The following is a 26,882-nucleotide window of genomic DNA, read 5'->3' as shown; positions in this document are numbered from 1 at the left end:
CTTTTCTCCGCGCCGGCGGGAATTTCTCTGGCGGAGTACATCCGACGCCGGCGGCTCACCGTGGGTCCACGGCTACGCTGGTCGGGTCACCACCGCGCGGACGGGTTCCGGCCGTGGGGTCGGAGCGGCAGAGGGAGGGTGCGTGGACGGGGGCACGGTAGGGCTGCGTATCGCGTCGGCGGTGATCGCGCCGCTGCTGAAGCGGCTGCTGCTGCCTCCCGCGAAGGCGCCCGGCGCACAGTACGACGACCGGCCGATCCCGGTGCGGCGCCTCATGGCCTTCTCCCGCGAGCACCGCACCCTCACCGAGGACGACCTGCACAGGATCGCCCGGGAGCTGGTGCGCCGCGCGGTGCGGGCCGCGGGGCCGTACGACCCACCGGTCGGCGCCGACGAGAAGGACGCCGTGGGCCTTGCGCTGACCCGGACCCTGCACGCGCTCGGCGACCTCGACATGGACGACGTCCAGGCCTTCGCGCTGGGACCCGAGAGGCTGGCCGCCGAGTTGTCGAGGCGGGCGGGGCCCGAGACCCGCAGACTCCTCAGCGACGACGCCGCCCGCTTCCACGACCGGCTCCTGGAGACGGCGTGCGTCCACGTGGTGCGGTTCTTCAGCGAGCAGCCGGGGTTCGCGGCGCGCACGCAGGTCGAGCAGAGCCGTGAGGTCCGCGAGCAGAGCGAGCGCCTCGACCGGATCCTGGAGCGCCTTCCCGACATCTCCGCGCAGGACGCCCGGTTCGAGCAGGAGTACGCGCGCTATGTCGTCCAGTGCCACGGCAGGCTCACCATCCACGGCGTCGACCTGCGCGAGCCCGCGGGCCAGGAGTGGCCTCTGGAGACGGCGTACTTGAGCCTGGAGGCCGCCCCCTACCGCGGCCTGTCGGACGCGGTCCCGATCGCGGAAGGCGAGTCGGCCGAGCGCGCGGCGGCGCCGGTGGAGACGACGCTCGCCACCCACGACCGTGTGCTGCTGCGCGGTGTCGCGGGGACCGGCAAGACGACGCTCGTCCAGTGGCTCGCCCTCACCACGGCGCGGCAGGACCGGGTGCCGGGCTCCCTCTCCCAGCTTCTGGGGCGCGTGCCGTTCGTCATGCCGCTGCGCGCCCTGGCCCGCAAGGGTGCCGAACTGCCGATGCCGCAGGACTTCCTCCGCTGGATCGACTGCCCCCTGCTCGGCACCGAGCCCGAGGGGTGGGCCACGCGCGTGCTGCAGAACGGCCGGGCGGTGATGCTGATCGACGGCGCGGACGAGATCCCGAAGGGCGAGCGCGGCCGCGTCAAGACCTGGCTGCGCAAGCTCCTCGCGGTCTTCCCCGGCAATCTGTGGCTGCTCACCTCCCGTCCCTCCGCCCTTGAGCAGGGATGGCTCCGGCACGAGGGGTTCCACGAGTTCGCGCTCAGCGGGATGCCGCCCGCCGACATGCGGCGGTTCATCGAACGCTGGCACGTGGCGGCGGGGGCGCCCGCCGACCTCGGCGAGTCGTTGACGCTCGCGTTGCGCAGCAGGCCGGAGCTGAGCCGCCTGGCGACCAACCCGCTGATGTGCGGGCTGATCTGCGCACTGCACCGGGAGCGCCGCGGTTTCCTGCCGCGCGGCCGTACGTCGCTCTACGAGGCCGCGCTCGCCATGCTCCTGGAGCGGCGCGACGTGGAGCGCCGGGTCTACGACGGCGGCAGCGGCACCCCGCAGCTGGACCAGAAGTCGGCCACCGAGCCGCTGCGGCGCCTCGCCTACTGGCTGATCCGCAACGAACGGACCGAGCTGGACCGGGCGGACGCCGTCGACGTCGTACGCCGTCTGATGCCCTCGGTGGAGCGCCTCGCGGAGATCGGTGAGGCGGAGGACGTCCTCCAGCTCCTTTTGGAGCGGTCCGGGCTGCTGCGCGAACCCGCCCAGGGCGCCGTCGACTTCATCCACCGCACCTTCCAGGACTTCCTCGGCGCGCAGGCGGTGCTCGAAGAGCGGGACATGGGGATGCTGGTGAACAACGCGCACCTCGAGCAGTGGGAGGACGTGGTGCAGATGGTCGTCGCCCAGGCCCGGCACCACGAGCGCGGTGAGCTGCTCACCCGGCTGCGCGAGCGGGGCGAGCGGGAGAGGGACCCGGCCGTCCAGGCGCGGCTGCGGCTGCTCGCGCTCGCGTCCCTGGAGCAGGCCACCAGTGTCGCGCCGGTGGTGCGCGAGGCCATCGAGGCTCAGGCGGCTCGCATGGTGCCGCCGCGCAGCCTGCGCGAGGCCAGGTCCCTGGCGCAGACGGGGCCGCTGCTCCTTGGCCTGCTGCCGGGCGCCGACACCCTGACGGGCGACGAGGAGCTGGCCACCGTCCACGCGATCTGCCAGATCGGCGGGGACGCCGCCATCCCCCGCCTGCGGCCGTTCCTGCACACCGGCCAGAGCGCCGTCCGGGCGCAACTGCTGCACCACTGGAACCGGTTCGACCCCGAGGTGTACGCCGAGGAGATCGTCCGGCCGCTCCTGGAGATCGCGCCCGACGAGATGGTCACGGTGCGTTCGCGCGCCGAGCTCGACGTGCTGCGCACCATGGCCGGGTACCGGCGCGTCAGTCTGCGGGGCGACTTCACGTCGGACGACATCCGCTCGGCGTTCGACGCACGCCATCTGCGGGAGCTGCAGCTGCGCGACATCCTGTCCCTGGACTCGCTCGACGTACTGATCCACTACACCGAGCTGGAGTCGCTCGGGCTGCGCGGGTGCCGCAACGTCCAGGACCCCGGGCCTCTCGCCCGGCTCCCGCGGCTTCGGCGGCTCGCGCTGCGGGACCTGCCCCGCTTCGAGCCGCTGCACGAACTGGCCGGCTGCGCCCGGCTCGACACGCTTCTGATCGGCGCGGACGTCCCCTGGCGCGGCCTCGCCGACCTGCCGTGCCCCGAGCGGCTGCGGGTCCTGTCGCTGCCGCCGACCGCCACCCGCCTCGTGGACATCGCCGCCTGCGTGAACCTCACGGAGCTGCGTCTGCGGGAGGCGAGCGAGCGGCTGGCGCCCGACTCCTGGGGCACGCTCCTCGGTGACCTGCCCGAGCTGCGTACGCTCACGCTGACGTCGGCACAGCTGAGCATGCTGCTCTTCGCGCCGCGTACGCAGCTTCCCCGGGTCACCCGGCTGGACGTGCACGCCGGCGCCGGTACCGCGGTGCCGCTGCGCCGGATCGCCCTGCGCCTGCCGGGCCTTGAGGAGATCCATCTGACGGAGGCCGCCGAGGTGGACCTCGCCTCACTGGCCGCGCTGCACCGGCTGCGCCGCGTCCGGCTCGCCTACCCCGGTGAAGTACGCGGCATGGAGGCGCTCTCCTCGGATGTCGAGCTCTCCATCTACCCACAGCCGTGATCAACGGACTGGCACCGGCTGTGTGCTCAGGGTAAGTTCTCTGCCCCCGAGGAGGGTTGAGGACAGGACGGTACTACGGAGGCGGGAACCAGTCGCATGGACAGAGCGGAAGACGTGCCGCTGTACGGCAGGGACCCGCTCCTGCGCGCGCTCGTCCCTCGGCTGACCGGCCTCAAATACGATGAGCGCTCGCGGGCTGCGAGGGAGTTCCAGCAGGACCTGCCCGTCGTCCTGGTGACGGGGCGTCACGGCATGGGGCGGACCGCCGTGCTGCGGGAGCTGGCGGCGCACTACCGCGGCAGGCTGCCCCTGGCCCACATCCGGATCGCACCGGCCGGTGCCGCGGCCTTCGCGCCGGCCGGGTCCGACGCCGACGGTCACCTCGCCACCGATCTGGTCGGCATTCTGATCGAGCTGGCGCGGCAGCTGGGACCTTCGTACCGGCGCGCCTTCCCCGTTCTGCTGCCTGGCCTGTTCGCCGTGTCCAGCTGGGAGCCGGGCGACGACGCCGAGCGGGACACGGCCTGTCTGCGGCTGGCCCGTCTGCTGATCGCCTGCCATTTGGCCGACGAGCCCGAGCAGGAGCTGCGCCAGGCATGGGCCCTCGCGGTGGAGGCACGTGCCGAACCGGTGGCTCCCGGGGTGCCCGGCGCACCGAGGAGCGGGGCGGCGAGCATCTCCCGCGCCCTGCACGGCGAGTACGCGCACCGGTACCGGGCCGGGGCGGAGAGGGACTGGTACCGCGGGCGCTTTCCCCAACTCGCCGACGGCGCCGACCCGTTGGAGCTGCTCGCCGACTGGTACCACCAGGGCGGTGACTACCGGCGTGCGGTCGAGCGGACGCTCGTGGCGGCGTTCCGGCACGATGTCGCCGGTGCGTACGGCCGGCTCCAGCGCTGGAACCGCGAGCCTTGGCCCCTGGTCCTCCTCGACGACGTGCATGTGCCCGCCGGGCGGCGCTTCCTCGACCTGCTGCTCGAACACCGGGCGATGGCCGAGTCCCCTGAGCGCGAGGAGCTGGTCGTCGTGGCCACCCGGCTCGGTGAACCACCGGGCAGCGACCCCGGCCCCGTCCGGCGCGAACTGGCCGATCTGGTACGGACGTCCGGCTGGCAGCGCCTCGGCACCGCGCCGTCGGCGGGCCTGCTCACCGTCCCGCTGACACCGCTGAGCCGCGACGACGTCCTGCCGCTCCTGGAGGCCGGTTCGATCGGCGCCCCGCTCCACCCCTACCTCGCCTCCGCCCTGCACACGCTGACCGGCGGCCATCCCGCGGCCACGACCATGCTGTGCACGGCGGTACGGGACGCGACCCGCGCGGGCCGCGCCGTCGCCCCCAGGGACCTCCTCGAACTGTCCGCGAGGGACGGCCGCCCCATCGGCGAGGCGCTGCTGGAGCGGCTGCTGCCGGACCGGCGCCAGCGGGACCGGCTCACCCTCCTCTCCCTGGCCAGGGACAGCACGGCGGCCGAGGCGCTCGCGACGCGGCTGCGTCTGGAGGGCCCGGAGCAGTTCCCCGCGAACGCGGTCACCGACTACCTCGAACAGCAGCACTGGCAGCGCCTCACGCCGCCCGAGAGCCCGCTGGTCACCGATCCGCTGCTCCAGACGCTCCTGGTGCACGAGGCCCGCCGGCTCTCCCCGGGGCCCGACGACAGCCGGGGCTGGCAGGAGATCCACCGATTCCTCCAGAACCACCACACCCAGCGCGGCGACGAGGGCGAGGCGGACGCCCTGCGGCACATGCTCGCCGCGGGGAGCGTGGACACGGTGGTGGCCTCGCTGACGGAGGAGTTCCAGTCCGAGCAGGTCGAGCGGGGAGCGGGCCACTGGCTGCGGTGCCTGCGGTACGCCGCCACCGCCCCCACCCCGCCCGCGCGCGACTGGGAGGACGACCGTCTGCGGATCGCGCTCGGCGCGCACGACGGCCGCTACGTCCACCTCGACGACACGGAGCGCTGCGTCAACCGGCTGCTGCACGCCCTGTGGTACCTGTCCGAACCGCACACCGAGCCGGACCCCGACACCTGCACCGCCATCGAGCAGGAGCTGGCCTATCTCTCCCTGCGCCACCCTTCCTGGCGCGTCGCGCTCGGCCAGGCGGCCCGCAGATGGCCCGCCGCCGCCCGCGACAAGCGCCCCCTCCCCATACCAGGACAGTGAGGAAGCATGCTGTTCCGTCGCCATCCCCGCGAATGGGGACCGATCGAGTGGGCCGCCGTCCTGGGTCTCGCTCTGGTGGCCTCAGTGGTCGCCGCCCTGCTCACCCTTGGCGCGCGCGGGCCCGGCAGGTGCGGTGACGATCTGCGCGAACTCGGCGGGGACTGCGTCGGGGTGACGGAGCACGCCTTCGACGCCGACCCGCGCGTCGAGAGCCTCATCGAGGCGGTGGCCGACGAGAACGCCGAGGTGGAGCGGGACGCGGAGTCCCCCGAGGGGAACGCGGCGCGGATCCCCTACGTACGGATCGCGCTCATGATGCCGTTCACCTCGGACGAGTCCAGCGCGATGACCACCGACATGATCCGCCGCGCGCTGGCCGGGTCGCTGGCCGCCCAGCAGGAGGCCAACAGCGGCAGCGGGCCGCACTACCAGCTGCTGCTGGCCCCTGACGGCCGCAACCTCGACCACTGGTCTCCCGTCGTCGACCGGCTGGTGGAGCTGGCCAAGGACAAGCGTGCCCCCTTGATCGGCGTGACCGGCATCCCCAGCAGCACCCCCGAGACACGGCGGACGATCACCGCGCTCAGCGAGCGCGGCATCCCCACCGTCGGCCCCGTCATCACCGCGGCCGACATGAACGCCGGCCACTTCTTCAAGACGTCACCGAACAACGACCAGTTCGCCCGCGCCCTCAAGCAGTACCTCGCCAAGCGGCCCGGCCAGGAGCAGGGGTTCCTGGTCTGGGACAACCGCAGCGAGGACGTCTACTCGCGGAACCTGCGCCGGGTCTTCGAGAAGCACTTCGGCGAGAAGTACGACTTCAAGGGCCACAATTCCAACTTCACCGGCTCATCCGGCACCGACAAGGGCATCCCCCAGCGGTTCACCGACGCCGTGCAGAAGATCTGCACCGCGCGGTCCGACACCGTCTTCTTCGCCGGACGCGACCAGGACCTGCCGGCGTTCATCAAACGTCTCGCGCAGGAGGGCGACTGCGACCGCGGCTCGCGGCTGCGCCTGCTCAAGGTGGGCATCGGTCTCGAACCGACCCTCACCACGCCGGAGACCACCCGCTGGCTGAAGGAGGCGCGGGCCATGATCGTCGACGCGTCGTCCGTGGACCCGGCCTGGTGGGACAGCAACGGCGACAAGGACAACAACGATCCGCCGAAGGCGCTCGGCCGCTTCATCGACCGCTTCAATAAGCTCAAGTTCGAGCACCAGCTGGGACCGGATTCGCTGAACGACGGATACGCCGTGATGTACCACGACGCGTTCACGCTGCTCGCCGACGCCGTCGACCGTACGTACAGCGACATCAACGACAGCGCCGGGAAGCCGATGAAGAAGGGGCCCCCGCTGATCCCGAAGAAGGACGACGTCTACAACACCCTCATCAACCCCACCATTTCCGCGGACGGCTGCAGCAACTGCCTGCGGGGAGCCGCCGGTACGTACGGATTCGAGGGCCCCGGGGTCAACGATCAGTGGGCGGTCTGCAAGCCGGTCCCGATCGTCGAGCACCCGGCCGCGGAGGGTGGCCGGCCCGCGGGGGAACCTCTGCCGCTGTACCGGACGTTCAGAGGCGGTGACAAGAGCGCCTGCCCGGCGTGATCACTTTCGTACGACACCGCGAGGACCGCCGCGTGAACGCAATCGAAGAGCAAGAGATGATCGCCGTCCCGCCGGGGCAGGTGACGCTGTCCGACCGACGCACGCAGCGGAGTTGGAAGGTCGACCTCGCGCCGTACCGGCTCGCGGCGCTTCCGGTCACGCAGGCGCTGTACGCCGAGGTCACCGGCCTGCGGCCGAGCACCGCGCACGGTGACCGGCTGCCCGTCGAGGGCGTCTCGTGGTGGGACGCCGTCAGTTTCTGCGATGCCCTGTCCGAGCGCGCCGGTCTCACGCCCGCCTACCGCGTCGACGCCGACGGCGAGGGCGTCGCGTGGGACGCGTCGGCGGACGGATACCGGCTGCCGACCGAGGCCGAATGGGAGTACGCCTGCCGCGCGGGCACGACGGGGCCGCGGTACGGGCCGCTCGACGACATCGCCTGGTACCGCGGGAATTCCGGGGAGCGCCTCCATGACGTGGGCGGCAGGCGGGCCAATGCCTGGGGACTGTACGACATGCTCGGCAATGTGTGGGACTGGTGCTGGGACGTGTACGACGCCGAGGTCTACGGCGGTTACCGCGTGCTGCGCGGCGGGGGCTGGTTCGACGAGCACTGGAGCTGCCGGGCGTCCGCGCGGCGCCGCAGCCACCCGAGCTACCGCGTGGACGACGTGGGCTTCCGCGTCGCGCGTTCCTCACCGTGACGGCGGGGCGTCGATCCGCTTCTCGAACCAGTGGTGGGCGTACGGCTCGTCGTTGAACGCGGGGACCTCCCGGAAGCCGTGCGAGCGGTAGAGGCCGACGGCGGCGGCGAGCGCCTTGTTGGTGTCCAGGCGCAGTACGTCGTGGCCGTGCCGGGCGGCGCGCGCCTCCAGCTCGGACAGGAAGCGGCGGGCGAGGCCGAGGCCACGGGCGTGCGGCGCGACCCACATGCGTTTGATCTCGGCCGGTGAGCCGGGCGGCAGCTTCAGCCCGGCGCAGCCGATGGGCTCGCCGTGCGTCCGGGCGACCAGGAACACGCCGTGCGGCGGCCGGAGTCCACCCGCGTCGGGCAGCAGGCTGCGGGCGGGGTCGAAGCCGGTGTCGAAGCTCTCCTGGAGTTCGGCGAAGTAGGCGTGCAGGCACCTCTGGGCGTCGGGGTGGTCCGGGTCGACGGCGTCCAGGGTGACGGTCGAGGCGCTCAGGAGCCGGACGGTGCGCGTCCGCCGGTCCTCGGGCAGCGGCTCCACGGTCACCAGGGCGTCGGCCTCCAGGGAGCGCAGCAGGCGGCTGACGTAGCCGGAGTCGAGGCCGAGGCGCTCGCGCAGGCTCCGTACGTCCTGGCCGCTCGCGCCGATCTCCCGGAGCAGCCGGGCTTCCATCCGCGCCCGGCCCGCCTCGTCCATTCCCATTCTCCGACCTTAGTCAGGCAATGGACGAGGCGCAGGCGTGTCCCGGAGTGTGGGCGCCGTCAGGGCAGGGTGATGTAGCCCGGCGCGGGCAGACGCGGGGCCGTGGCGGGCTCGTGGATGTCCGCCAGGGCCATGAAGAGGAGGGCCACGGCGAGGGCGCCGGGGTCCGGGACGCCGAGGGCGTGGTCGCCCACGTAGCTGGCGCGGCCGCGCCGGGGCCGCAGGGACGCGGTGGCAAGCGCCCCGCGGATCGCCGCCTGGGCCGCGTCGGTCAGCGGGGCCTCGGCGGCCTCGTCGCGCGCGGAGGCGGCCAGCGCCTCGGCGGCGGGGGCGAGGGCGTCGACCAGCGTGCAGTCGCCGGGGTTCGCGCCGCCGACGCGGTGGATGGCGGCGAAGCCCTCCTCTGCGGCCCGCGCCAGCGCGCCGACGGACGGCGCCCGGTCGTCCGTCGGGGTGGCGGAGGCCAGGTGCTGGAAGAGGAGGCCGAACAGCGGGCCGCTGGTGCCGCCGACGTCGTTGAGGAAGGCCTCGGCGAGGGCCGCGGTGCCGCCCAGGCCGCGCTCGTCGGCGAGCTTCACCGCGCGTCGTACGCCGCCCGCGAGGTTGTCGCCGAAGTCGCCGTCGCCGACGAGCTGATCGAGCTTGGTCAGGTTGTCGCGGACCTGGGTGACCGTCAGCGCGTAGCGGTCGAGAAGGGCGCGGTTGCCGCTGGTGATAGGGGCGGCGGCGGTGTCCGCCGGGGAGCTGACGGGCTCCTGCGCCGGCTTGACCGGACCGTCGACCAGGCCGTCGACCGGGCCGTCGGGAGTGAGCGTGGGGCGCGGCAGGACGAGCGGCGTGCGGGTCGGCGCGGTCCACAGCTCGGCCCACCCTTCTTCGAGCCGCGTCAGGGTGAGGGAGAAGCCCGCCATGTCGAGGGCGGCGGTGAAGGTGCCGGGGACGAGGAGGACCGGCCGGATGCCACGGGCGGTGAGCTCGTCGTTCAGCAGGACGCTGATGGCGTGCAGCTCCAGCTCGGTGGTGGCGCCGAGGCCGTTGACGAGGGCGAGCACCTCGCTGGGGCCTTCGGGAAGGGCGTCGAGCAGGTCGTCGGTCATCCGCCGGACGAGGTCACCGGTCGCGGGGCGGGCGATGGTGCGGGTGCCGCGTTCGCCGTGGATGCCGACGCCGTAGTCGAGGGTGCCCGCGTCCAGGGTGAAGGCCGGGGCGAGTGTGGTGGGCGAGGTCTGGGCGCGGGCGGCGACCGCGACGCTGCGGGACGCGGCGACGATCCGGCGGCCCAGTTCGGCGAGTTCCTCCAGTGTGGCGCCCCGGTCTGCCGCGGCGCCGAGGAGCTTCTCGACGACCACCGTGGCTGCGGTGCCCCTGCGGCCGGTGGCGCTGTCCGCGCTGTCCGTGGCCAGATCGTCGTCGACCAGGACCGTGGCGACCGGGATCCCGTCGTGCCGCAGGCGTTCCGCCGCGATCTGGAAGTTGATGACGTCGCCGGTGTAGTTCTTGACGATGTGCAGGACGCCGCCGCTCTTGGCGGCGTCCGCGCTCGCCTCGTAGATCTGCCGGTTGTGCGGGGAGGCGAAGATCTCGCCGGGGCAGACGGCGTCGAGGCCCCCGCGCCCCAGGAGTCCGGTGTGCAGGGGCTCGTGCCCGGAGCCGCCGCCCGAGACCAGTGCGACCGTGCGGTCCGGGTGCGGGTCACGCGCCCGCAGGTACAGAGGGGCGCTGTTCACCTCGATCATCCCGGAGTGGGCGAGGGCCAGACCGCGGGCGGCGGTCAGCACGGGGTGGTTCTCCGGCAGGAAGTAGCTCATCGTTGAGTTTCTCCATACGTGTGCGGGGCCTGCGGCGATGTGCGTCGCCGCAGGGTAGGCGGGCCTGCGGCGGTGTGCGTGGCGCAGGGTAGGCGGCCCGTGGTCGCGGCGCTCACCATGGCCCTCCTCCCGCCCTCAAGAACGGCACGTCTCGCTACCGGCACTCTCCTGTTCCGGTCCCGAGGCTCGTGTGCGACGCTGTCAACCTGCCCCGGCCCGGGCGAGCGAGCGCGCGGGCCACGCGGCGTTCCCCGCCCGTCAATCCCACCTTTGCGAGGTATTTACCTTTGCCGGACGTACGACGCGAAGACCTCGGGCGGATGCTGCGCGCCTGGCGGATGGCGCGGGACCCGGGACTGCTGCCGGGCCCCGTGCCGTTCCGCGGTCACCGCAGCTACCTCACTCAGCTCGACATGGCCCTGCTCCTCGGCGTCTCCGAGCGCTGGTACCGCGCGCTGGAGAGGGGCGAGGACCGCGGATACGCGCCGGAGATGATCGCCGGGGTGGTGCGGATCCTGGACCTCTCCCCCGCGCGGGCCGACGCCCTGTACCGCGGTACGGGCCAGCGGCCGCCGCGCCGCCCGGCCGAGGGCGCGCGGCCCGACGAGGCGATGCTCGATCTGCTGCACCAGCAGCGCCGCGTGAGCTGGATCTGCGACCAGGCCTGGGACGTGGTCGCGGCCAACGCCGTGGCCGCGCGCCACTGTCCCTGGCTGGTCCACCCGGACGCGAATGTCATGACCTGGGCGTTCTCGCCGCAGGCCCGCTATCAGCTGCGGGAGTGGGACACCGAGTGGGCGGGCCCGCTGCTCGCCCGGCTGCGCCTGGCCTGGCAGCGCTGGCCGGACAACGAGCGGCTGGACGAGGTGGTGCGGACCGTGCGGCGCGAGCCGGGCGTCGCGCGGCTGTGGGACGGCACCGCCGACGTCCCCGACCCGGACGGCGCGGAGGCGCGTCCGATGTACTTCCCGCTGGTCGCGCCCGACCCCATCGACGTACGCGTCCTGACCTACGCCCGCTTCGGCGACACCTCGCTGCGCTGGCTCGTCCTGACGCCCGTGGACAGCGGCATCACATTCCCCTGACGCCCCCCCTGACGCACGGTCCGCGCGTCAGCCGGCCGTCGGGCGGTACACGGTGAGCGCTTCGGGGAGCTTGTCGATCAGGAGTGCGGCGGGGGCGTCCGCCACCTCACCGTCGTACGCCATCTGCGTCCCCTCGGGCAGCCCCGAGATGACGACCCGCTGGGGCCGGGCGGCCGCGTAGGCGCGGGTCCTGGCCAGCTGGCCCGCGAGCGCCGCGGCCAGCAGCCTGCTGCGCGCGAAGCGCCCGGCGTGCGCGACACGGACGTCCAGCAGGCCGTCGGCGAGGTCGTGCCGGCGCACCGGGGCGATGCCCACGCTGCGGTAGGCGCCGTTGCCCGCGAAGAGCAGCCATATGGAGCGGCGGCGGCCGTTCACCACGGCCCGCAGCGGGCGCCCCGTGCGCAGGATCTGGACGACGCCGAGCAGCGTGGCGGGCGGGCCGCCGATCTTCGGGGACCAGTGTTCCCGGCTGCGGACGAGGTCGGGGTAGCTGCCGAGGCTGAAGGTGTTGAGGAAGTAGGACGGCCCGGTGGGGGTCCTGCCGGCCGGGCCGATCCCGGCCAGCGGCTTGATGCGGCCGACGTCGGCCCGTACCGCGCTGCCCTCGGCCACGGCGGCGCAGGCGTCCGCGACCGTGTCGACGCCGAGGTCGGCGGCGAAGTGGTTGAACGTGCCGCCGGGCAGCACCATCAGCGGCACCTTGAACCGCAGGGCGGGCGCCACGGCGGCGTTGACCGTCCCGTCTCCCCCGCACACGCCGAGGACACCGCCGCGCCGGGCGGCGTCCCTCGCCGCCTCCTCCAGGACCTTGGGCAGGGCCCCGGCCTCCTCCTCGTAGAACACCACCTCGGCGCGCGGCAGGGCGGTCCTCAACTGCCGCACAGGATCCGCGAGTTGCGGCTGTGCACCGGAGGACGGATTGACCACCACGACCAGGCCGTCGCCCTCCGGCAGGGCGGGCGCGTCGACGCGCGGCCGTGCGGGCGGCGGGAGTTGGGCGCGGGTGGGCACCATGCCGCGCACCGCGTAGGCGGCGCCCACGCCGAGGGCCGCGCCGACCAGGACGTCCCTGGGGCCACTGGCGCCGCCGCGGACGCGGGAGTACGCCACCGAAGCCGCCACCGGCGCCAGGGCCGCGCCCCAGCCCGGCGACTCCAGGGCCGCGCCCGCCGCGAAGGCGGCCGCCGAGGCGGCGTGGCCCGAGGGGTAGGGGCCGGTGAGCGGCTCGCGGGGCAGGCGGCGCAGCAAGGGCGCCACGTCCCGCGCCGGGCGCGACTGGCCCACCGCGTGTCTGCCCAGGGCGTTGACGGTGACCGAGGCCAGTGCCAGGGAGGTGACGCCGCGCACGGCCGCGCGCCGTCCCCGCACACCGCCGAACGCCCATATCCCGGCGGCGATCCCGCAGAACAGCAGTCGGTGGTCGGCGCCGGTCAGACGTTGGGCCCGGTGCCTCAGGAGATCTTTCATTCCCCCCGTATACCCCGGTTGCCGCCCGCGAGGCCAGAACGGGCCAGCCAGGCGGTCAGGCCCGGCAGGGTGGTACTCCACCCCGCCTCGCGCCCCCCGCCCCCAGTCATACGTCAAGTCGGTTCCATACGCCGGGGGTTGACACGCCCGATGGCCGGAATACGTTACATGCAATATGGAACATGCCATCGAGCAACCGGGGGTTCCGTGCCGCGGACCAGTGACCGACGACCTCAACCGTGCGATCTCCTGCTGTCGAACGCCCATGTCGTCACCGTCGACGACCGCCGCTCCGTCCACGAACCGGGGTCGGTCGCCGTCGTCGGCGGCCGCGTGGCCGCCGTGGGACCGGCGGCGGAGGTCGACGCGGCCTGGCGGGCGGCCAGGACCGTGGACTGCCGGGGCCGCGCCGTGCTGCCCGGGTTCACCGACGGGCACACCCACCTGTTCCAGTCGCTCGCCCGGGGCCTCGGCGAGGGCCTGCCGATCTGGCCGTGGCTGTGCGAGTTCATGTGGCCGTACTCGATCGCCGTGACCCCCGACGACGCCCGCGTCGCGGCGACGCTCGGCGCGGTGGAGGCGCTGCGCTCCGGCATCACGACCGTCGTCGACAACCACTACGCGCCCACGGACCCCGAGACCGTCCTGGCCGTCGCCGACGCCGTCGAGGCGGCCGGGCTGCGCGGCGTGATCGCCCGCGGCATGCTCGGCGACCGGACGGCCGTGGCGGCGGCCCGCGGCCTGCCCGAGGAACTGTTCCGCTACTCCACCGCCGAGGAACTGGAGCTGACCCGCGCCTGCCTGACGGGGCGTCCGCCGGGGGCGAGGGTGGGCGTGTGGCCCGCCCCGCTGAACCTCAGTTATGTGGACCAGAAGCTGGTCACCGGCTCGGTCGCGCTCGCCGAGGAGTTCGGCACCCGCTGGCACACGCACTGCTGCGAGGGCGCGAAGGACCCGGCGAGCTATCTGGACGCGTACGGCGTGCGTCCCGTCGAGTGGCTCGAACGCGCGGGGCTGCTGGACGGCCGGGCGACGCTCGCCCACGCCGTGTGGCTGGACGACGACGAGATCGCGTGGCTCGGCGACCGCCGGGCGGGGGTCGCCCACAATCCGGCGTCCAACGCCTATCTCGCCTCCGGAGTCATGCGGCTGCGGGCGCTGCGCGAGGCCGGTGCGGTGGTGTCGCTGGGCACGGACGGGCCCGGCGCGGGGCACCGCCAGGACATGTTCGAGGTGATGAAGCAGACCCTGTTCGGTCAGCGCCAGCACACCCTGGACCCGGCGGTGCTGCGGGCCGAGGACGCCCTGGAGCTGGCCACGCGCGAGGGCGGCCGGTACGCCGCCGCCGGCGCGGGCGCCATCCACGTAGGCGCGCCCGCGGATCTCGTCGTGGTCGGCCTCGACCGGCCGCACCTGCGTCCGCTGCACCGCGCCGTGGCGACGCTCGTCTACTCGGCGCGCGGCTCGGACGTCGACATGACGATCGTGGACGGGCGGGTGGTCTTCGAGGACGGGCGCTGTCCGCTGGTCGACGAGGAAGCGCTGCTCGCCGAGGTCCAGGAGCGGGCCGAACGCCTGGTGGAGCGGGCCTCGCTCGCCACGCTGCGCGTCCCTTGGCGGCACTGAGCCCGCCCCGTCCCGTCACCACCGCGGCCTTCGGCCGCCTGACCGCGGCCTCGCACGTGCGCACAAGTCACGCCCCGTAGGGCGGAGGGAGAACGCACATGCCCCACCGGAAAGCGCACCACGACGACGTTCGCACATCCGTGGAGAAGGATCCCGTCGAGGCGGTGCCGTCCGTGTGGCGGCTCGCGGTGTACGGATTGCAGCACGTCCTCGCCTTCTACGCCGGAGCGGTCGTCATGCCGCTGCTCGTGGCCGAGGGCATCGGCCTGTCCGGCGACGACATCGGGCTCCTGGTCAACGCCTCACTCCTGACGTGCGGCATCGCGACCCTGCTCCAGTCCGTGGGGCTGCCGGGTGTCGGCATCCGGCTGCCGGTCGTCCAGGGCACCTCCACGACCGCCGTGCCCTCGCTCGTCTCCATCGGCCTGGCGGCGGGCGGCGCGAAGGCGGGGCTGCCGACGGTGTTCGGGGCGGTGATCGCCGCCGGGCTCGCGCTGTTCGTCATCGCGCCCGTCTTCAGCAGGCTGGTGCGGTTCTTCCCGCCGCTGGTCACGGGCACCATCGTGACGATCGTGGGCATCACCCTGCTCGCGGTGGCCGCCCGTCAGGTGGGCGGCGGCGATCCGGCGGCGCGCTCCTTCGGCTCGCCCTCCCATCTGGGTCTGGCCGCCGTCACACTGGTCGCCATCGTGCTCCTGAACAAGCTGTCGCGGGGGTTCCTCGCCACCGTCGCGGTCCTCGCCGGGCTGGCGATCGGGACGGGGGTCGCCGCGCTCGCGGGGCGTACGGACTTCTCCGGGATCGGGGACTCCGCCTGGCTGGGCGTGGCGGCGCCCCTGCACTACGGCGCGCCGCGCCTCGACGCCGTGGCCGTGCTCTCCGTCTTCCTCGTCATGGTCATCATCGCGGTGGAGTCCATCGGGCAGTTCTTCGCCGTCGGGCGGATCGTGGGCCGGGAGGTGTCGGGCCGCCACGTCACCCGCGCCCTGCGGGCGGACGGCCTGGCGACGGCCGCGGCGGGCGCCCTCAACTCCTTTCCCAGCACGGTGTATTCGCAGAACATCGGCCTGATCCAGCTGACCCGGGTGAAGTCGCGCTGGATCGTCGCCGCGAGCGGCGTGATCATGATGGTGCTCGGTCTGGTGCCGAAGGTGGGCGCCGTGGTGGCGTCGATGCCGACGTCCGTGCTCGGCGGGGCGACGATCGTGCTGTTCTCGACCATCGCCGTGGTCGGCGTGCAGATCCTCGGCCAGGCGGATCTGACCGACCAGCGCAACACCATCCTCGTCGCGGCCAGTGTCGGCGTCGGTTTCCTGCCGACCGCGTTCCCGCAGTTCGCCGAGCAGATGCCGGGGCGGCACCTGCACGCGCTCTTCGAGAGCGGCATCATCCTCGGCACCCTCACGGCGGTGCTGCTCAACCTCTTCTTCCACCATCTGAGGCTGCCGGGACAGCGGAAGCCGGGGCACCAAAGGAGGGACGCACGCTCCATTGACCGGTCGGAACATTACATGCAACATGAAGAACAGGCGGCCGGGTCCGAAATACCCGCCAAGGAAGCGCCATGACAGGGGAGTTGGGGATGTCCACGCAGAGGGCGGTGAATCCGGTGGCGGCGGGGAGCCTGCTGGCGGAGCGCGCGTACGAGGAGCTGAAGGGCGCCGTGCTTGCGGGGCGGCTGCGCCCCGGTGACGCCCTGTCGGTGCCCGCGCTCGCCGTGCAGATGGGCATCAGCCGTAGCCCCGTACGCGAGGCGGTGCAGCGGCTCATCCACGACGGCCTCGCCACGCATGCCGTACACCGGGGAGCGGTCGTCTCCACCGTCGACCTCGAGGACGTACGACAGCTGTACGTCGTACGCGAGGTGATGGAGGGCCTGGCGGCGCGCCTCGCCACGGAGCGCCTGGACGCCGCCACGGTCGCCGAGCTGCGCCGCCTGCTGGAGCGCCACGAGGCCGTCGTGGCCGCGGAGCCCGACGAGCGGGCGCACATCGAGATGGACATGGCCTACCACCGGCTGATCCGCGAGGCGGCGGGCAACGACCATCTGACCGCCGCCCTCGACACGATCCAGGGCAAGGCGCATCTGGCGCTGCACTCGCTGTGGCGCAGCCCCGAGGCCCCCCGGCTCGCGGTGGACGAGCACCGGCGCATCTTCGAGGCGATGGCGGCGGGCGACCCGGACGCCGCGGAGAAGGCGGCCCGCGACCACATCAGGCGGCTGCGGACCCGGCTCTCCCAGGCCGTCACGGTCGAGCGGGTGCCGGACGCGGACCACCGGGCGGTGCGCCCCATCGCGTAGCCGTACGAGCCTGCGAGCCCTACCCCAGAAGGGATGTGACGGATCGTGAGCAGCGCGACCGGCGTACGCCGTGGCGTCGGCGAGAGCGTGAGGCGTCCCGACGGCAGGCTGAAGGTCCGCGGCGACTTCGCCTACGCGTCCGACCTGTGCTGGGACGGCATGGTGTGGGGCGCGACCCTGCGCAGTCCGCACCCCAGCGCCCGCATCCGGCGCCTGGACGCCACCCGTGCGAGGCGGCTGCCGGGCGTGGTGGCGGTGCTCACCCACGAGGACGTGCCGGGGCGGCGGCTGTACGGGATGAAGGTCGCCGACCAGCCTGTGCTCGCCGCCGGCCGGGTGCGCCACCAGGGCGAGCCGGTCGCCCTGGTGGCCGCCGACCACCCCGAGACGGCCCGCCGCGCGCTGCGCCTGATCGAGGTGGAGTACGAGGAGCTGCCCGCCCTCACCGACGCCGAGCAGGCGCTCGCGGGCACCGGCCCGCTGGTCCACCGGCGGCGCGTGGACGGCGGTGCGGGCAACGTCGTACGGCATGTGCGCATCCGGCACGGGGACCTGCCCGCCGCGCGGGGGTCGGCGGACGTGGTGGTTTCGGGCACGTACGAGGTCGGCATGCAGGACCAGGCGTTCCTCGGCCCGGAGGCGGGCCTCGCGATACCGGGCGAGGACGGCGGCGTGGACGTGTACGTGTCCACGCAGTGGCTCCATGACGACCGGCGCCAGATGTGCGCGGCGCTCGGGCTGCCACCGGAGAAGGTGCGGTTGACGCTCTCCGGGGTGGGCGGCGCGTTCGGCGGGCGCGAGGACGTGTCGGTGCAGATCCACGCGGCGCTCCTCGCGCTGCGCACCGGCCGCCCGGTGAAGATGAGCTACCACCGCGAGGAGTCCTTCTTCGGCCACGTGCACCGGCACCCGGCGAAGATGTGGTTCGAGCACGGCGCGACGCGCGAGGGAAAGCTCGTGTTCGTGAAGGCTCGGCTGCTCTTCGACGGCGGCGCCTACACCTCCACGTCGCAGGTCGTCATCGCGAACGGCTCGTACTTCGCGGCGGGCGCCTACGACGTTCCGCACGTCGAGATCGACGGGTACTCCGTCTTCACCAACAACCCTCCCTGTGGGGCGATGCGCGGGTTCGGCGCCGTCCAGTCCTGCTACGGCGTGGAGTCCAACCTCGACAAGCTGGCGCGCGAACTACGCCTGGACCCGGTGGAGTTGCGCATCCGCAACGCCATGACGACGGGGACCGTGCTGCCGACCGGGCAGGCCGTGGACGGCCCCGCGCCCGCGGCCGAACTCCTCGAAAGGCTCCGCGCCCGCCCGCTGCCCGCCGCTCCACAGGGCCCCTTCGGTCTCCCCGGCGGCCTCAACAACACCTCGCGCGGCGAGGGGGTCAAGCGGGGCGTCGGGTACGCGATCGGCGTCAAGGCGATCGGCTTCTCCGGTGGCGTCGACGACCGCTCGGTGGCCCGCGTACGGCTCTCCCTGGTGAACGGCGAGCCCGTCGCCGAGATCCACACGGCGGCGGCCGAGTGCGGCCAGGGCATCGTCACCGTCCAGGCGCAGATCGCCCGCACGGAGCTGGGCGTGGAGCGGGTCGTGGCCCTGCCCGCCGACACGCGGGTCGGCGACGCGGGCTCGGCGTCCGCGTCGCGGATCACCTGGATGAGCGGGGGCGCGGTCCGGGGCGCCTGCGAGGAGCTGCGGGAGCGGCTCGCCCGTCTCGGCGACCGGCCGCTCACCGAACTCCTCGCCGCGCACGGCCCCTTGGCGGCGGAGTACGAGTTCACGCACCGCCGCACGTATCCCGTCGACCCCGAGCGCGGGCAGGGCGACGCGCACATCGCCTTCGCGTTCGCCGCGCACCGGGCGGTCGTCGACGTCGACACCGATCTCGGCCTGGTGAAGGTGGTGGAGCTGGCCACCGCGCAGGATATCGGCAGAGCGATGAATCCCCTGGCCGTGGAGGGCCAGATCGAGGGGGGCAGCGCGCAGGGCCTGGGGCTCGCCCTCATGGAGGAGCTGCACGTGTCGGGCGGGCGGGTACGCAACCCGTCCTTCACCGACTACCTCATCCCCACCATCGCGGACATGCCGTCCGTCCCCGTCGACCTGCTCGAACTGCCGCACCCCGACGCGCCGTACGGCCTGAACGGGGTGGGCGAGCCGCCGGCCCTCTCCTCGACGCCGGCCATCGCCAACGCCCTGCGCGCGGCGACGGGCCTGGCCCTGGCCAGGGTGCCCGTGCGGCCCACCGACTTCCTCGACCCGGAGAGGGGGTGAGGCGGGCCCTGCCCCGGGTCCCCCAACGGTCCACCACAGAGACACGGTCGGTACCAGCCGGGAAGGAAAGAGCACCTTGATCATCGACACCCATATGCACCCCACGAACGTCGTGGACCAGGCGTGGCGGCACGACGGTTCCCCCTTCACGGGCGAGCGCACCATCGAGATGATGGACGGCCCGTACATGATCAACGGCAAGCCGCGCCGGATCGACTACGGCTGCATCATGCCTCCGCCCGGCAACAGCGTCTGGCAGGACGGGATGCGGACCGGCCGCGAGGGCATCCGCGACTACATGGCGTACATCACCGAACTGATCCAGCGGTACCCGGACCGGTTCATCGGGAACTTCATGTACAACCCGCGCTTCGGGCCCGAGAACGGCGCGAAGGAGCTGGAGTTCCACGTCAAGGAGTACGGCTACAAGATGGTCAAGCTCCATGCCAACATGCACGCCTACCGCCCGGACCGGGCCCTCGACTGGCTCCGCCCCGTCCTGCGGGTCTGCGACGAGCTGGGTCTCGTCGTCCTGATCCACACCGGTGACGGGCCCTACTCGATCCCGACGCAGTTCTACCCGATCATCCGGGAGTTCAAGGACGTCAACTTCATCCTGGCGCACTTCGGGGTGCAGACGGGCGGCGTCTACTGCTTCGAGGCGCTGTACATGATCCTCGACTCGCCCAACGTGTACGGGGAGTCGGGCTGGCTGCTCCAGTCGCGGATCGTGGAGTTCGCCCAGCAGATGGAGCGCCACCAGCTGGTGTTCGGCACGGACTCGCCGCCGAACGAACCGGGCATGTGGGCGCGGGAGCTGGAGGTGCTGTGCGGCCCGCCGCCGCAGGGCATGCACCTGTCCGAGGAGGACCTGGAGGGCTACCTCGGCAACAACATGGCCAAGCTGCTCGGCCTGAAGCCCACTCCCCCGCCGCGTGACCAGGAGGAGGCGCGGCTGCGTCTGAAGGACACGTACGCCTCGCTGGACGCGGCGTCGCGGGCGTAACGCGTCGGCTCGTCGCCGCCCTTGGGCTGCCAAGGGCGGCGGCCCGCCTTCCGCTCCGCCCGCGCTCACGGCGACCCCCGCGACCCCCGCGACCAGGAACGGACTCACCCCATGCGGCGCATCGGCCACCTCCTCCCCTCCACCTCACTCGGAGCCGACCGCTGGGCGGTGCGGATCTGTGCGCCCGTCGCGGTGGAGACCGCGCACCCCACGGCCCGCGCCGCACTGCCGGAACAGCTGTGCGGCCCGGCGATCGCCCGCTCCCAGTCAGGGGAACTGGCGTGCGGCGCCGAGCAGTTGGCGCAGGCGGGCGCGGACGCCGTGGTGTGGAACGGCAGCTCGTGCGGTCTGCACGGCCTGGCGCACGCCCGCGCCATCGCCCGCGCGATCGAGGGCACGGCGGGCGTACCGGCCTCCACCGTCACCCTCGGCCAGCTCGGCCTCCTGGCCCGCCACGCCCTGCCCTCCCTGGCCCTGGCCACCGCGGGCTCGCGGGAGACCGCCGGGCGCGTCGCCGACACGTACGTCGCCGCGGGGCTGCGCGTCTCCTCGGTCACCGCGCTCGGCCTCGCGACACCACGGGAGGCGGCGGAGCTGCCGGTGGCGCGGCTGCGGCGGCTGCTGCTCGACGCGGACACCGAGGACGCCCGGTGCCTGGTGGTGGCGGGCACGGAGCTGCCGGTGGCGCCGGTGGCCGCGCTCGTGGAACGGCAGCTCGGCAAGCCGGTGTTCGACGGGGCACGGGTGGCGGTGCACACGGGCCTGGAGCTGCTCGGGCTGCGCGTCGACTCGCCCGGCTGGGGGCGGCTGTTCACCTCCGACGCCCGTACGGGGGTGTGCTGTGACACGCACTGAGGCGGCCCCGCGTACGAGCGGTCAGGATCTGCGGGCGTTCCTGCGCGCCCACGGTCCCGGGCAGGCCGATGACGTCCTGACCGTGGCGGAGGAGATCGAGGGCGAGGACGTGGCCGCGCTGGTCGTGGAGCTGGCCGCGCGGGGCCGCGACGATCTGCTGGTGTGCCCCCGGGTCAAGGGCCTCGGCTCGACGCTGATCACCAATGTCTTCGCCTCGCGGGACCGCCTCGCCCGCCTCCTCGGCACCGACCGCGCGGGCCTGCACCGCGCCTACCAGGTGGCGTCGGCGGACCGCCGCGAACTCCGTGTGGTCGCCGACGGTCCGGTACTGGAGGTGGTGGACGAGGGCGGCGCGATCGACCTCGCCGCCCTGCCGCTCATCCGTCACTTCGCCTCCGACCGGGCCCCGTACATCACCAGCGGCGTCATCACGGCGGAGGCGCCGCGCGACGTGCCGGGCCGCGCGGGCAACCTCAGCTACCACCGCTCCATGGTCGACTCCCGCACCGAACTGGCCACGAGCCTGCACTCGCGCGGTCACCTGTGGCAGCTCCTGCGGCTGGCCGAGGAGCGGCGCCAGGTCCTGCCGGTGGCGATGGTGATCGGCGCGCATCCGCTCTTCCTGCTCGCCGCGTCCGCCCGGGTCGGCCCCGACGTCGACGAACGCGCCATCGCGGGCGGGCTGTTCGGGGCGCCGCTCGACGTCGTGGAGACACCGCGCCGCGGCATCCGGGTGCCCGCCGGGGCGGAGATCGTCCTCGAAGGGTTCATCGACCCGGAGCGGCGGGCGGAGGAAGGTCCGTTCGGGGAGTTCTCCGGCTACTCGTCGGACCGCTCCACGAACAACGTCCTCACCGTGGAGACGGTCCTGCGCCGCCGCGACGCCCTCCTCCTCGACGTGGTCGGCGGCAACAGCGCGGAGCACCTCAACCTCGCCCGGCTGCCCCGCGAGGCGGAGATGGCCGACCAGCTGCGGCGCCGCTTCCCCGAGGTCACCGCCCTGCACTACCCCACGTCCGGCACGCACTTCCACGCGTACGTCGCCCTGCGCCCGGCCCGCTCGGGCCAGGCGCGGCAGATCATGCTGGCGCTGCTCGGCTGGGACCCGTACCTCAAGACGGTCGTCGCGGTCGACGAGGACGTGGACGTCACCCGGGACGCGGACGTGCTGTGGGCCGTGGCCACGCACCTTCAGCCGCACCGCGACGTGTTCGTCGTCGACGGTCTGCCGGGCAGTCCGCTCGACCCGTCGTCGACCACGGACGGCACGACGTCCCGCATGGCCCTGGACGCGACGCGGGGCCCGCACTTCCACGGCGTACGCATCCGTCTGGACCCGGAGCGTCTGGAGACCGCCCGGCGGCTCCTCGACACCGCGCGGTGAAACGGGCTGCCCCGCTACCCCGGCCGCCCCGGCCTCAGTACGCCGACGAGCACCGTCACATGCCCGGTCGCCGTCCATGAGCTCCTGCCGCTACGACGAGCGCGTTGTCGTCATGTCCGCATGGTCCGTCCGGTGGGCGGTGGACGCGCGCGTGACCCGTTCGGGCGAGCAGTTCGCACGGGTGGCGGCCGCACGGCTGCCCGGCGCGGAACAGGTCCTTCCACCGCTGAGCACCGCGGCGGACCACGGGCGGCTCCGGCTCGCATCGGCCGCGGCGCTCGCCGCCGTCGCTGTGCCGGGCGGCGCCTTGCCGGGCGTACCCCTTGCGCCCGGAGCGCGCCGTTCACTTCAATGCGGCGTATGGCAGGCCGTGGAACGACCTCGCAGCGGTACGCAGAGCCTCCCGGCGGCGGGCTGCCGCCGACCGCCTGGGCGGTGCTCGGCCTGCTCTCCTTCCCCGGGGAGCGGACCGGCTACGAACTCAAGAAGTGGGCCGACGCCTCGCTCCGCTTCTTCTACTGGTCGCCCGCCATCAGCCAGATCTACGCCGAACTGCGCCGCCTGGAAGCGCTCGGCTACGCCACCTCGCGCCGCTCCGGCCCCGACGCGCCCCGCACGAAGCGTTCGTACGCGATCACCGAGGAGGGCCGCGCCGCGCTGGCCTCCTGGGCGGGGAGCGGCCAGGACGCCGGGCCGCCCGTCCTGAAGCATCCGCTGCTGCTGCGGGTCTGGCTCGGTCATCTGACGGCGCCGGACCATCTGCGGGCGCTGGTGGCCGAGCACATCGCGCGGACGGGGGGCGAGCTGAAGGAGGTGCGGGACGCGCTGGCGCGGGCGGTCGGGACGGTCGGGGCGGACGGGGCGGCGGCCTGGTCGCACCCCGAGGTCGCCCTGCGCTGGAGCGAGCGGCGCCTGGAGGCGGAGGTGGGGCTGGCCGAGGCGATGCTGGACGACCTCGACCGCCTGGCGGGGGAGCGTCCCGCGCCGCCCGGTCAACCCGTGGGGGACTCGCCCACCCGCGGGTGACGCGGCTCGCCGCGGTGGCCCCGCTGCCGGTAGGACGGGCGGGGTCAGCCGTCCCCGCCGTAGGGAGCAGCGCAGCCGTGAGCACCCGTGCCGTCCTTGTCGCCGCCCTCGTCACCGGACTGGTCCTCGGCATCGTGGGAACCAGATCGGAGGGTTCCGCTCCGCCTCGTCCGGGCGGTGCCTCCGCCGAGGCGGGCCGTTAGGCTGCGACATTGCCGCGTGGCTGCTCCGTCCTCGCCCCGCGGCCACCGAGCCGCCGTCGACGGAAGCGAGTGGACCTTGAACTTCCTCACCATCGGTCATCGCGGGGTCATGGGTGTCGAACCCGAGAACACCCTCCGTTCCTTCATCGCCGCGCAAGCCGCGGGCCTCGATCTCATCGAGCTCGATCTGCATCTGAGCAAGGACGGCGCCCTGGTCGTCATGCACGACGCCGACGTGGCCCGTACGACCGACGGCAAGGGCCCGATCGCCGAGAAGACCCTCGCCGAGCTCCGGGAGCTCGACGCGGGCCGCGGCGAGCGCGTGCCCGTCTTCGAAGAGGTCCTGGACGCCGTGCGGGCGCCGCTGCAGGCCGAGATCAAGGACGTGGCGGCCGCGCGCGCCCTCGCCGAGGTCATGCACCGCCGCGACCTGGTCGCGCGCGTGGAGGTGATCTCCTTCCACGACGAGGCGCTCGCGGAGATCGCGCGCCTGGTCCCGGGCGTGCGCACCGCGCTCGTCGCCAGCCGCTACGGCCGCGACGTCGTGGAGCGCGCCACCGCCGTCGGCGCCACCACCCTCGTCCTCAACATCCGGCGGCTGACGCTGGAGATCGTCGAGCACGCGAGGAAGGCCGGCCTGCGGATCATCGGCTGGGTCGTGAACACGCAGGACGATCTGCGGCTGGTGCGCGCGCTCCAGCTGGACGGCGCCACCACCGACTACCCCGACATCAAGCGGACCGGCCGGTTCACGGCCTGAGGTCCCTGACTCCGAGGTCCACGACCCCGAGGTCCTTCACCAGCAGCTCGAACTCCAGGTCGGCCCGCTGCGGGATGCCGAAGCGCTCGTCGCCGTACGGGAAGGGCGTCATCTTCCCCGTACGGCGGTAGCCGCGCCGCTCGTACCAGGCGATGAGGTCGTCGCGTACGGAGATCACGGTCATGTGCATCTCGCGGGCGCCCCACTCCTCGCGTGCGACGCGCTCCGCCTCGGCGATGATCACCTTGCCGAGGCCCGCGCCCTGCTGGGCCGGGCTCACCGCGAACATCCCGAAGTACGCGTGCTCACCTCGGTGTTCGAGCTGGCAGCAGGCGACGAGCGCGCCGTCCCGCTCGACGGCCAGCAGACGGCTCGCGGGCGACTCTATGACCTCGACGACGCCCCGCGGGTCGGTGCGCTGCCCCTCGAGGATGTCCGCCTCGGTGGTCCACCCGGCGCGGCTCGCGTCCCCGCGGTACGCCGACTCGATGAGCGCGACGAGCGCGCCGACGTCGTCGGATACCGCGTCGCGGAAGGTGAGTTCGCCGGGGAGGGGACGCGGGGCGGTGTCCATCGACTTCGTTCTCCGATCTGGGCGCTGCTTACGGCTCCGCCGAGCCTAACCCGCCGCTAAGGTGCGGCCGCATGGTGCATGTACTGAGCAGCAGGACCCTTCTCCACCCCACCGACCCGGAGCGTTCCCGCGCGTTCTACGGCGAGGCGCTGGGCCTCGCCGTCTACCGCGAGTTCGGCACCGGCCCCGAACGCGGCACGGTCTACTTCCTCGGCGGCGGCTTCCTCGAACTCGCCGGCCGCTCCGACACCCCTCCCTCACCCGGACTCCAGCTGTGGCTCCAGGTCCCGGACGTCCACGCGGCGCACACGGAGCTGACCGAATACGGGGTCGAGGTGGTCAGGCCGCCGGTCAAGGAGCCGTGGGGCCTGATCGAAATGTGGATCAAGGACCCGGACGGCCTCAGGATCGTCCTCGTCGAGGTCCCGCACGATCACCCGATTCGCTACCGGCCGGGGATCTGAAGCGGGTGTGAAGCACATCACACGATTCATCCATCCGGGATGCAGGGGTACAAGGCCACGGGTACGGTCCCGAGAAGATCCAGAAGATCCAGAAACCCGAGAAGATCCAGAAAGACGATCTCCCACAGTGTTGGAGTGACATCACATGGCAGCTCCCCGGATCCTCATCGTCGGCGGCGGCTTCGCCGGCATGGAGTGCGCGCACAAGCTGGAGAAGAAACTCGCGCCCCACGAGGCGGAGCTGCGGCTGATCAGCCCGACGGACCACCAGCTCTACCTGCCCCTTCTGCCGCACGTCGCCTCCGGGGTGCTCACCCCGCAGGCGGTCGCGGTGCCCCTGCGCCGGATGCTGCGCCGCACGGCCATCGTGCCGGGCGGGGCCATCGGCATCGACGCCGAGGCCAAGGCCGTGATCGTACGGAAGATCAGCGGCGAGGAGGTCGTGGAGCGCTACGACCAGCTGGTCCTGACGCCGGGCAGCGTGACGCGGCAGTTCGACATCCCCGGTGTGGACCGGCACGCGGTGGGCGTCAAGACGCTCGCCGAGGCCGCCTGGATCCGCGATCACGTCATCTCCCAGCTGGACCTGGCCGCGGCCACCTCGAACCGCGAGGAGCGCGAGCAGCGGCTGCAGTTCGTCGTGGTCGGCGGTGGCTACGCGGGCGTGGAGACCGCCGCGTACCTCCAGCGTCTGACGTGCGCGGCCGTCAAGCGCTATCCCGGACTGGACGTGTCGCAGATCAAGTGGCACGTGGTGGACGTCGCCCCGAAGCTGATGCCCGAGCTGGGCGAGCGGCTCGGCGACAAGGCCATGGAGATCCTCCAGCGCAGGGGTGTGAGTGTCTCGCTCGGGGTGTCCGTGGCCAAGGCGACCGAGGACACGGTCACGCTCACCGACGACCGCGTGCTGCCGTGCCGCACGCTGATCTGGACCGCGGGCGTCGCGCCCAGCCCGCTCATCGCGACGCTCGGCGCCGAGACCAACCGCGGCCGGCTCGTCGTCCGGCCGGATCTGACGGTGCCGGGCCTGGACGGCGTCTTCGCGCTCGGCGACGCGGCGGCCGTGCCGGACGTCGTCAAGGGCGGCGACGCCATCTGCCCGCCGACCGCGCAGCACGCCATGCGCCAGGGCTGGGCCGCCGCGAAGAACGTCGTATCGGCGCTGCGCGGCCTGCCGCTCGCCGACTACCGGCACAAGGACATGGGCCTGGTCGTGGACCTCGGCGGCATCCAGGCGGTGTCGAAGCCGCTGGGCGTGCAGCTGACGGGGCTGCCCGCCCAGGTGGTGGCGCGCGGCTACCACCTGGGGGCGCTGCGCACGCTGACCGCCCGCTTCCGCACGGCCGCCAACTGGGGGCTCAACGCGGTCGCGGGCAACGACTACGTCCGTACCGGCTTCCAGGCCCAGCGCCCCGCCACGCTCGCGGACTTCGAGAAGACGGACGCGTACCTGTCGCGGGAGGAGATCAGCGCGCGGGTGGCGTCGGCCGCGTCGTGACGGAGGTCACCGCGACCGTTACCGGGACCGTCA

The 26,882-nt window shown here is 73.1% G+C and carries 21 protein-coding genes; 17 read left to right on the top strand and 4 right to left on the bottom strand.

What is annotated here, in order from left to right:
• Positions 1 to 142: 142 nt before the first annotated feature.
• From ACWDZ7_RS09460 to ACWDZ7_RS09445, 4 genes are all read left to right on the top strand, one after another.
• The gene (locus ACWDZ7_RS09460) at positions 143 to 3,346 is read left to right on the top strand and encodes an NACHT domain-containing protein (protein WP_451796093.1); all 3,204 of its coding nucleotides are present in this window, start codon (positions 143 to 145) and stop codon (positions 3,344 to 3,346) included.
• Between the two features lie 96 nt (positions 3,347 to 3,442).
• Positions 3,443 to 5,509, top strand: coding sequence for an ATP-binding protein (locus tag ACWDZ7_RS09455; protein ID WP_451796092.1), 2,067 nt, complete (start codon positions 3,443 to 3,445; stop codon positions 5,507 to 5,509).
• Between the two features lie 6 nt (positions 5,510 to 5,515).
• On the top strand, positions 5,516 to 7,123 hold the full coding sequence (locus ACWDZ7_RS09450) for an ABC transporter substrate-binding protein (RefSeq protein ID WP_451796091.1): 1,608 nt from the start codon (positions 5,516 to 5,518) through the stop codon (positions 7,121 to 7,123).
• 56 nt (positions 7,124 to 7,179) lie between these two features.
• Positions 7,180 to 7,827 (top strand): formylglycine-generating enzyme family protein, encoded by a 648-nt coding sequence (locus tag ACWDZ7_RS09445; protein ID WP_451796236.1) that lies wholly within the window; start codon positions 7,180 to 7,182, stop codon positions 7,825 to 7,827.
• On the opposite strand, the gene ACWDZ7_RS09440 is transcribed toward ACWDZ7_RS09445, so the two are convergent.
• Positions 7,819 to 8,514, bottom strand: coding sequence for a GNAT family N-acetyltransferase (locus ACWDZ7_RS09440; RefSeq protein WP_451796090.1), 696 nt, complete (start codon positions 8,512 to 8,514; stop codon positions 7,819 to 7,821). The two genes, ACWDZ7_RS09445 and ACWDZ7_RS09440, sit on opposite strands and share 9 nt — an antisense overlap.
• Positions 8,515 to 8,573: 59 nt before the next feature.
• Positions 8,574 to 10,322, bottom strand: a complete 1,749-nt coding sequence (locus ACWDZ7_RS09435) for a dihydroxyacetone kinase family protein (RefSeq protein WP_451796089.1) — start codon at positions 10,320 to 10,322, stop codon at positions 8,574 to 8,576.
• 287 nt (positions 10,323 to 10,609) lie between these two features.
• Between ACWDZ7_RS09435 and ACWDZ7_RS09430 the strand changes: the two genes are divergently transcribed.
• The gene (locus ACWDZ7_RS09430; RefSeq protein WP_451796088.1) at positions 10,610 to 11,407 is read left to right on the top strand and encodes an MmyB family transcriptional regulator; all 798 of its coding nucleotides are present in this window, start codon (positions 10,610 to 10,612) and stop codon (positions 11,405 to 11,407) included.
• A 27-nt stretch (positions 11,408 to 11,434) separates the two neighbouring features.
• Here ACWDZ7_RS09430 and ACWDZ7_RS09425 read toward each other — a convergent pair whose 3' ends face one another.
• On the bottom strand, positions 11,435 to 12,874 hold the full coding sequence (locus ACWDZ7_RS09425) for a diacylglycerol kinase family protein (protein ID WP_451796087.1): 1,440 nt from the start codon (positions 12,872 to 12,874) through the stop codon (positions 11,435 to 11,437).
• A gap of 207 nt (positions 12,875 to 13,081) precedes the next feature.
• Between ACWDZ7_RS09425 and ACWDZ7_RS09420 the strand changes: the two genes are divergently transcribed.
• From ACWDZ7_RS09420 to ACWDZ7_RS09375, 10 genes are all read left to right on the top strand, one after another.
• On the top strand, positions 13,082 to 14,500 hold the full coding sequence (locus tag ACWDZ7_RS09420; RefSeq protein ID WP_451796086.1) for an amidohydrolase family protein: 1,419 nt from the start codon (positions 13,082 to 13,084) through the stop codon (positions 14,498 to 14,500).
• Positions 14,501 to 14,598: 98 nt separating this feature from the next.
• The gene (locus ACWDZ7_RS09415) at positions 14,599 to 16,068 is read left to right on the top strand and encodes a nucleobase:cation symporter-2 family protein (protein ID WP_451796085.1); all 1,470 of its coding nucleotides are present in this window, start codon (positions 14,599 to 14,601) and stop codon (positions 16,066 to 16,068) included.
• Between the two features lie 14 nt (positions 16,069 to 16,082).
• Complete coding sequence (locus tag ACWDZ7_RS09410) at positions 16,083 to 16,802, top strand: GntR family transcriptional regulator (RefSeq protein WP_451796084.1); 720 nt, start codon at positions 16,083 to 16,085, stop codon at positions 16,800 to 16,802.
• Between the two features lie 45 nt (positions 16,803 to 16,847).
• Positions 16,848 to 19,079 (top strand): molybdopterin cofactor-binding domain-containing protein, encoded by a 2,232-nt coding sequence (locus tag ACWDZ7_RS09405; protein WP_451796083.1) that lies wholly within the window; start codon positions 16,848 to 16,850, stop codon positions 19,077 to 19,079.
• Positions 19,080 to 19,155: 76 nt separating this feature from the next.
• A complete protein-coding gene (locus ACWDZ7_RS09400) occupies positions 19,156 to 20,085 on the top strand; it encodes an amidohydrolase family protein (protein WP_451513658.1) in 930 nt (309 codons plus the stop codon).
• A 111-nt stretch (positions 20,086 to 20,196) separates the two neighbouring features.
• Positions 20,197 to 20,940, top strand: a complete 744-nt coding sequence (locus tag ACWDZ7_RS09395) for an aspartate racemase/maleate isomerase family protein (protein WP_451796082.1) — start codon at positions 20,197 to 20,199, stop codon at positions 20,938 to 20,940.
• Positions 20,927 to 22,324, top strand: coding sequence for a UbiD family decarboxylase (locus ACWDZ7_RS09390; RefSeq protein ID WP_451796081.1), 1,398 nt, complete (start codon positions 20,927 to 20,929; stop codon positions 22,322 to 22,324). Before ACWDZ7_RS09395 ends, ACWDZ7_RS09390 begins: the two co-directional genes overlap by 14 nt.
• Positions 22,325 to 22,684: 360 nt before the next feature.
• Positions 22,685 to 23,350 (top strand): PadR family transcriptional regulator, encoded by a 666-nt coding sequence (locus ACWDZ7_RS09385; protein ID WP_451796080.1) that lies wholly within the window; start codon positions 22,685 to 22,687, stop codon positions 23,348 to 23,350.
• A gap of 77 nt (positions 23,351 to 23,427) precedes the next feature.
• The gene (locus ACWDZ7_RS09380) at positions 23,428 to 23,553 is read left to right on the top strand and encodes a hypothetical protein (RefSeq protein ID WP_451796079.1); all 126 of its coding nucleotides are present in this window, start codon (positions 23,428 to 23,430) and stop codon (positions 23,551 to 23,553) included.
• Positions 23,554 to 23,629: 76 nt separating this feature from the next.
• Positions 23,630 to 24,313 (top strand): glycerophosphodiester phosphodiesterase, encoded by a 684-nt coding sequence (locus ACWDZ7_RS09375; protein ID WP_451796235.1) that lies wholly within the window; start codon positions 23,630 to 23,632, stop codon positions 24,311 to 24,313.
• On the opposite strand, the gene ACWDZ7_RS09370 is transcribed toward ACWDZ7_RS09375, so the two are convergent.
• Positions 24,303 to 24,887, bottom strand: coding sequence for a GNAT family N-acetyltransferase (locus ACWDZ7_RS09370; RefSeq protein ID WP_451796078.1), 585 nt, complete (start codon positions 24,885 to 24,887; stop codon positions 24,303 to 24,305). The two genes, ACWDZ7_RS09375 and ACWDZ7_RS09370, sit on opposite strands and share 11 nt — an antisense overlap.
• A gap of 71 nt (positions 24,888 to 24,958) precedes the next feature.
• Between ACWDZ7_RS09370 and ACWDZ7_RS09365 the strand changes: the two genes are divergently transcribed.
• On the top strand, positions 24,959 to 25,351 hold the full coding sequence (locus tag ACWDZ7_RS09365) for a VOC family protein (protein WP_451796077.1): 393 nt from the start codon (positions 24,959 to 24,961) through the stop codon (positions 25,349 to 25,351).
• A gap of 145 nt (positions 25,352 to 25,496) precedes the next feature.
• A complete protein-coding gene (locus tag ACWDZ7_RS09360) occupies positions 25,497 to 26,849 on the top strand; it encodes an NAD(P)/FAD-dependent oxidoreductase (protein WP_451796076.1) in 1,353 nt (450 codons plus the stop codon).
• The last annotated feature ends 33 nt before the right edge of the window (positions 26,850 to 26,882 follow it).

The sequence above is a fragment of the Streptomyces sp. NPDC003032 genome (genome assembly GCF_053591415.1).
This window is presented reverse-complemented; position numbering and strand designations above follow the sequence as displayed.

Coding starts and splice junctions, on each gene's coding strand:
- ACWDZ7_RS09455 (WP_451796092.1), top strand. CDS start 3,443: ATGGACAGAGCGGAAGACGTGCCGCTGTACGGCAGGGACCCGCTCCTG.
- ACWDZ7_RS09450 (WP_451796091.1), top strand. CDS start 5,516: ATGCTGTTCCGTCGCCATCCCCGCGAATGGGGACCGATCGAGTGGGCC.
- ACWDZ7_RS09445 (WP_451796236.1), top strand. CDS start 7,180: ATGATCGCCGTCCCGCCGGGGCAGGTGACGCTGTCCGACCGACGCACG.
- ACWDZ7_RS09440 (WP_451796090.1), bottom strand. CDS start 8,514: ATGGGAATGGACGAGGCGGGCCGGGCGCGGATGGAAGCCCGGCTGCTC.
- ACWDZ7_RS09435 (WP_451796089.1), bottom strand. CDS start 10,322: ATGAGCTACTTCCTGCCGGAGAACCACCCCGTGCTGACCGCCGCCCGC.
- ACWDZ7_RS09425 (WP_451796087.1), bottom strand. CDS start 12,874: ATGAAAGATCTCCTGAGGCACCGGGCCCAACGTCTGACCGGCGCCGAC.
- ACWDZ7_RS09415 (WP_451796085.1), top strand. CDS start 14,599: ATGCCCCACCGGAAAGCGCACCACGACGACGTTCGCACATCCGTGGAG.
- ACWDZ7_RS09410 (WP_451796084.1), top strand. CDS start 16,083: ATGTCCACGCAGAGGGCGGTGAATCCGGTGGCGGCGGGGAGCCTGCTG.
- ACWDZ7_RS09395 (WP_451796082.1), top strand. CDS start 20,197: ATGCGGCGCATCGGCCACCTCCTCCCCTCCACCTCACTCGGAGCCGAC.
- ACWDZ7_RS09385 (WP_451796080.1), top strand. CDS start 22,685: ATGGCAGGCCGTGGAACGACCTCGCAGCGGTACGCAGAGCCTCCCGGC.
- ACWDZ7_RS09370 (WP_451796078.1), bottom strand. CDS start 24,887: ATGGACACCGCCCCGCGTCCCCTCCCCGGCGAACTCACCTTCCGCGAC.
- ACWDZ7_RS09365 (WP_451796077.1), top strand. CDS start 24,959: ATGGTGCATGTACTGAGCAGCAGGACCCTTCTCCACCCCACCGACCCG.
- ACWDZ7_RS09360 (WP_451796076.1), top strand. CDS start 25,497: ATGGCAGCTCCCCGGATCCTCATCGTCGGCGGCGGCTTCGCCGGCATG.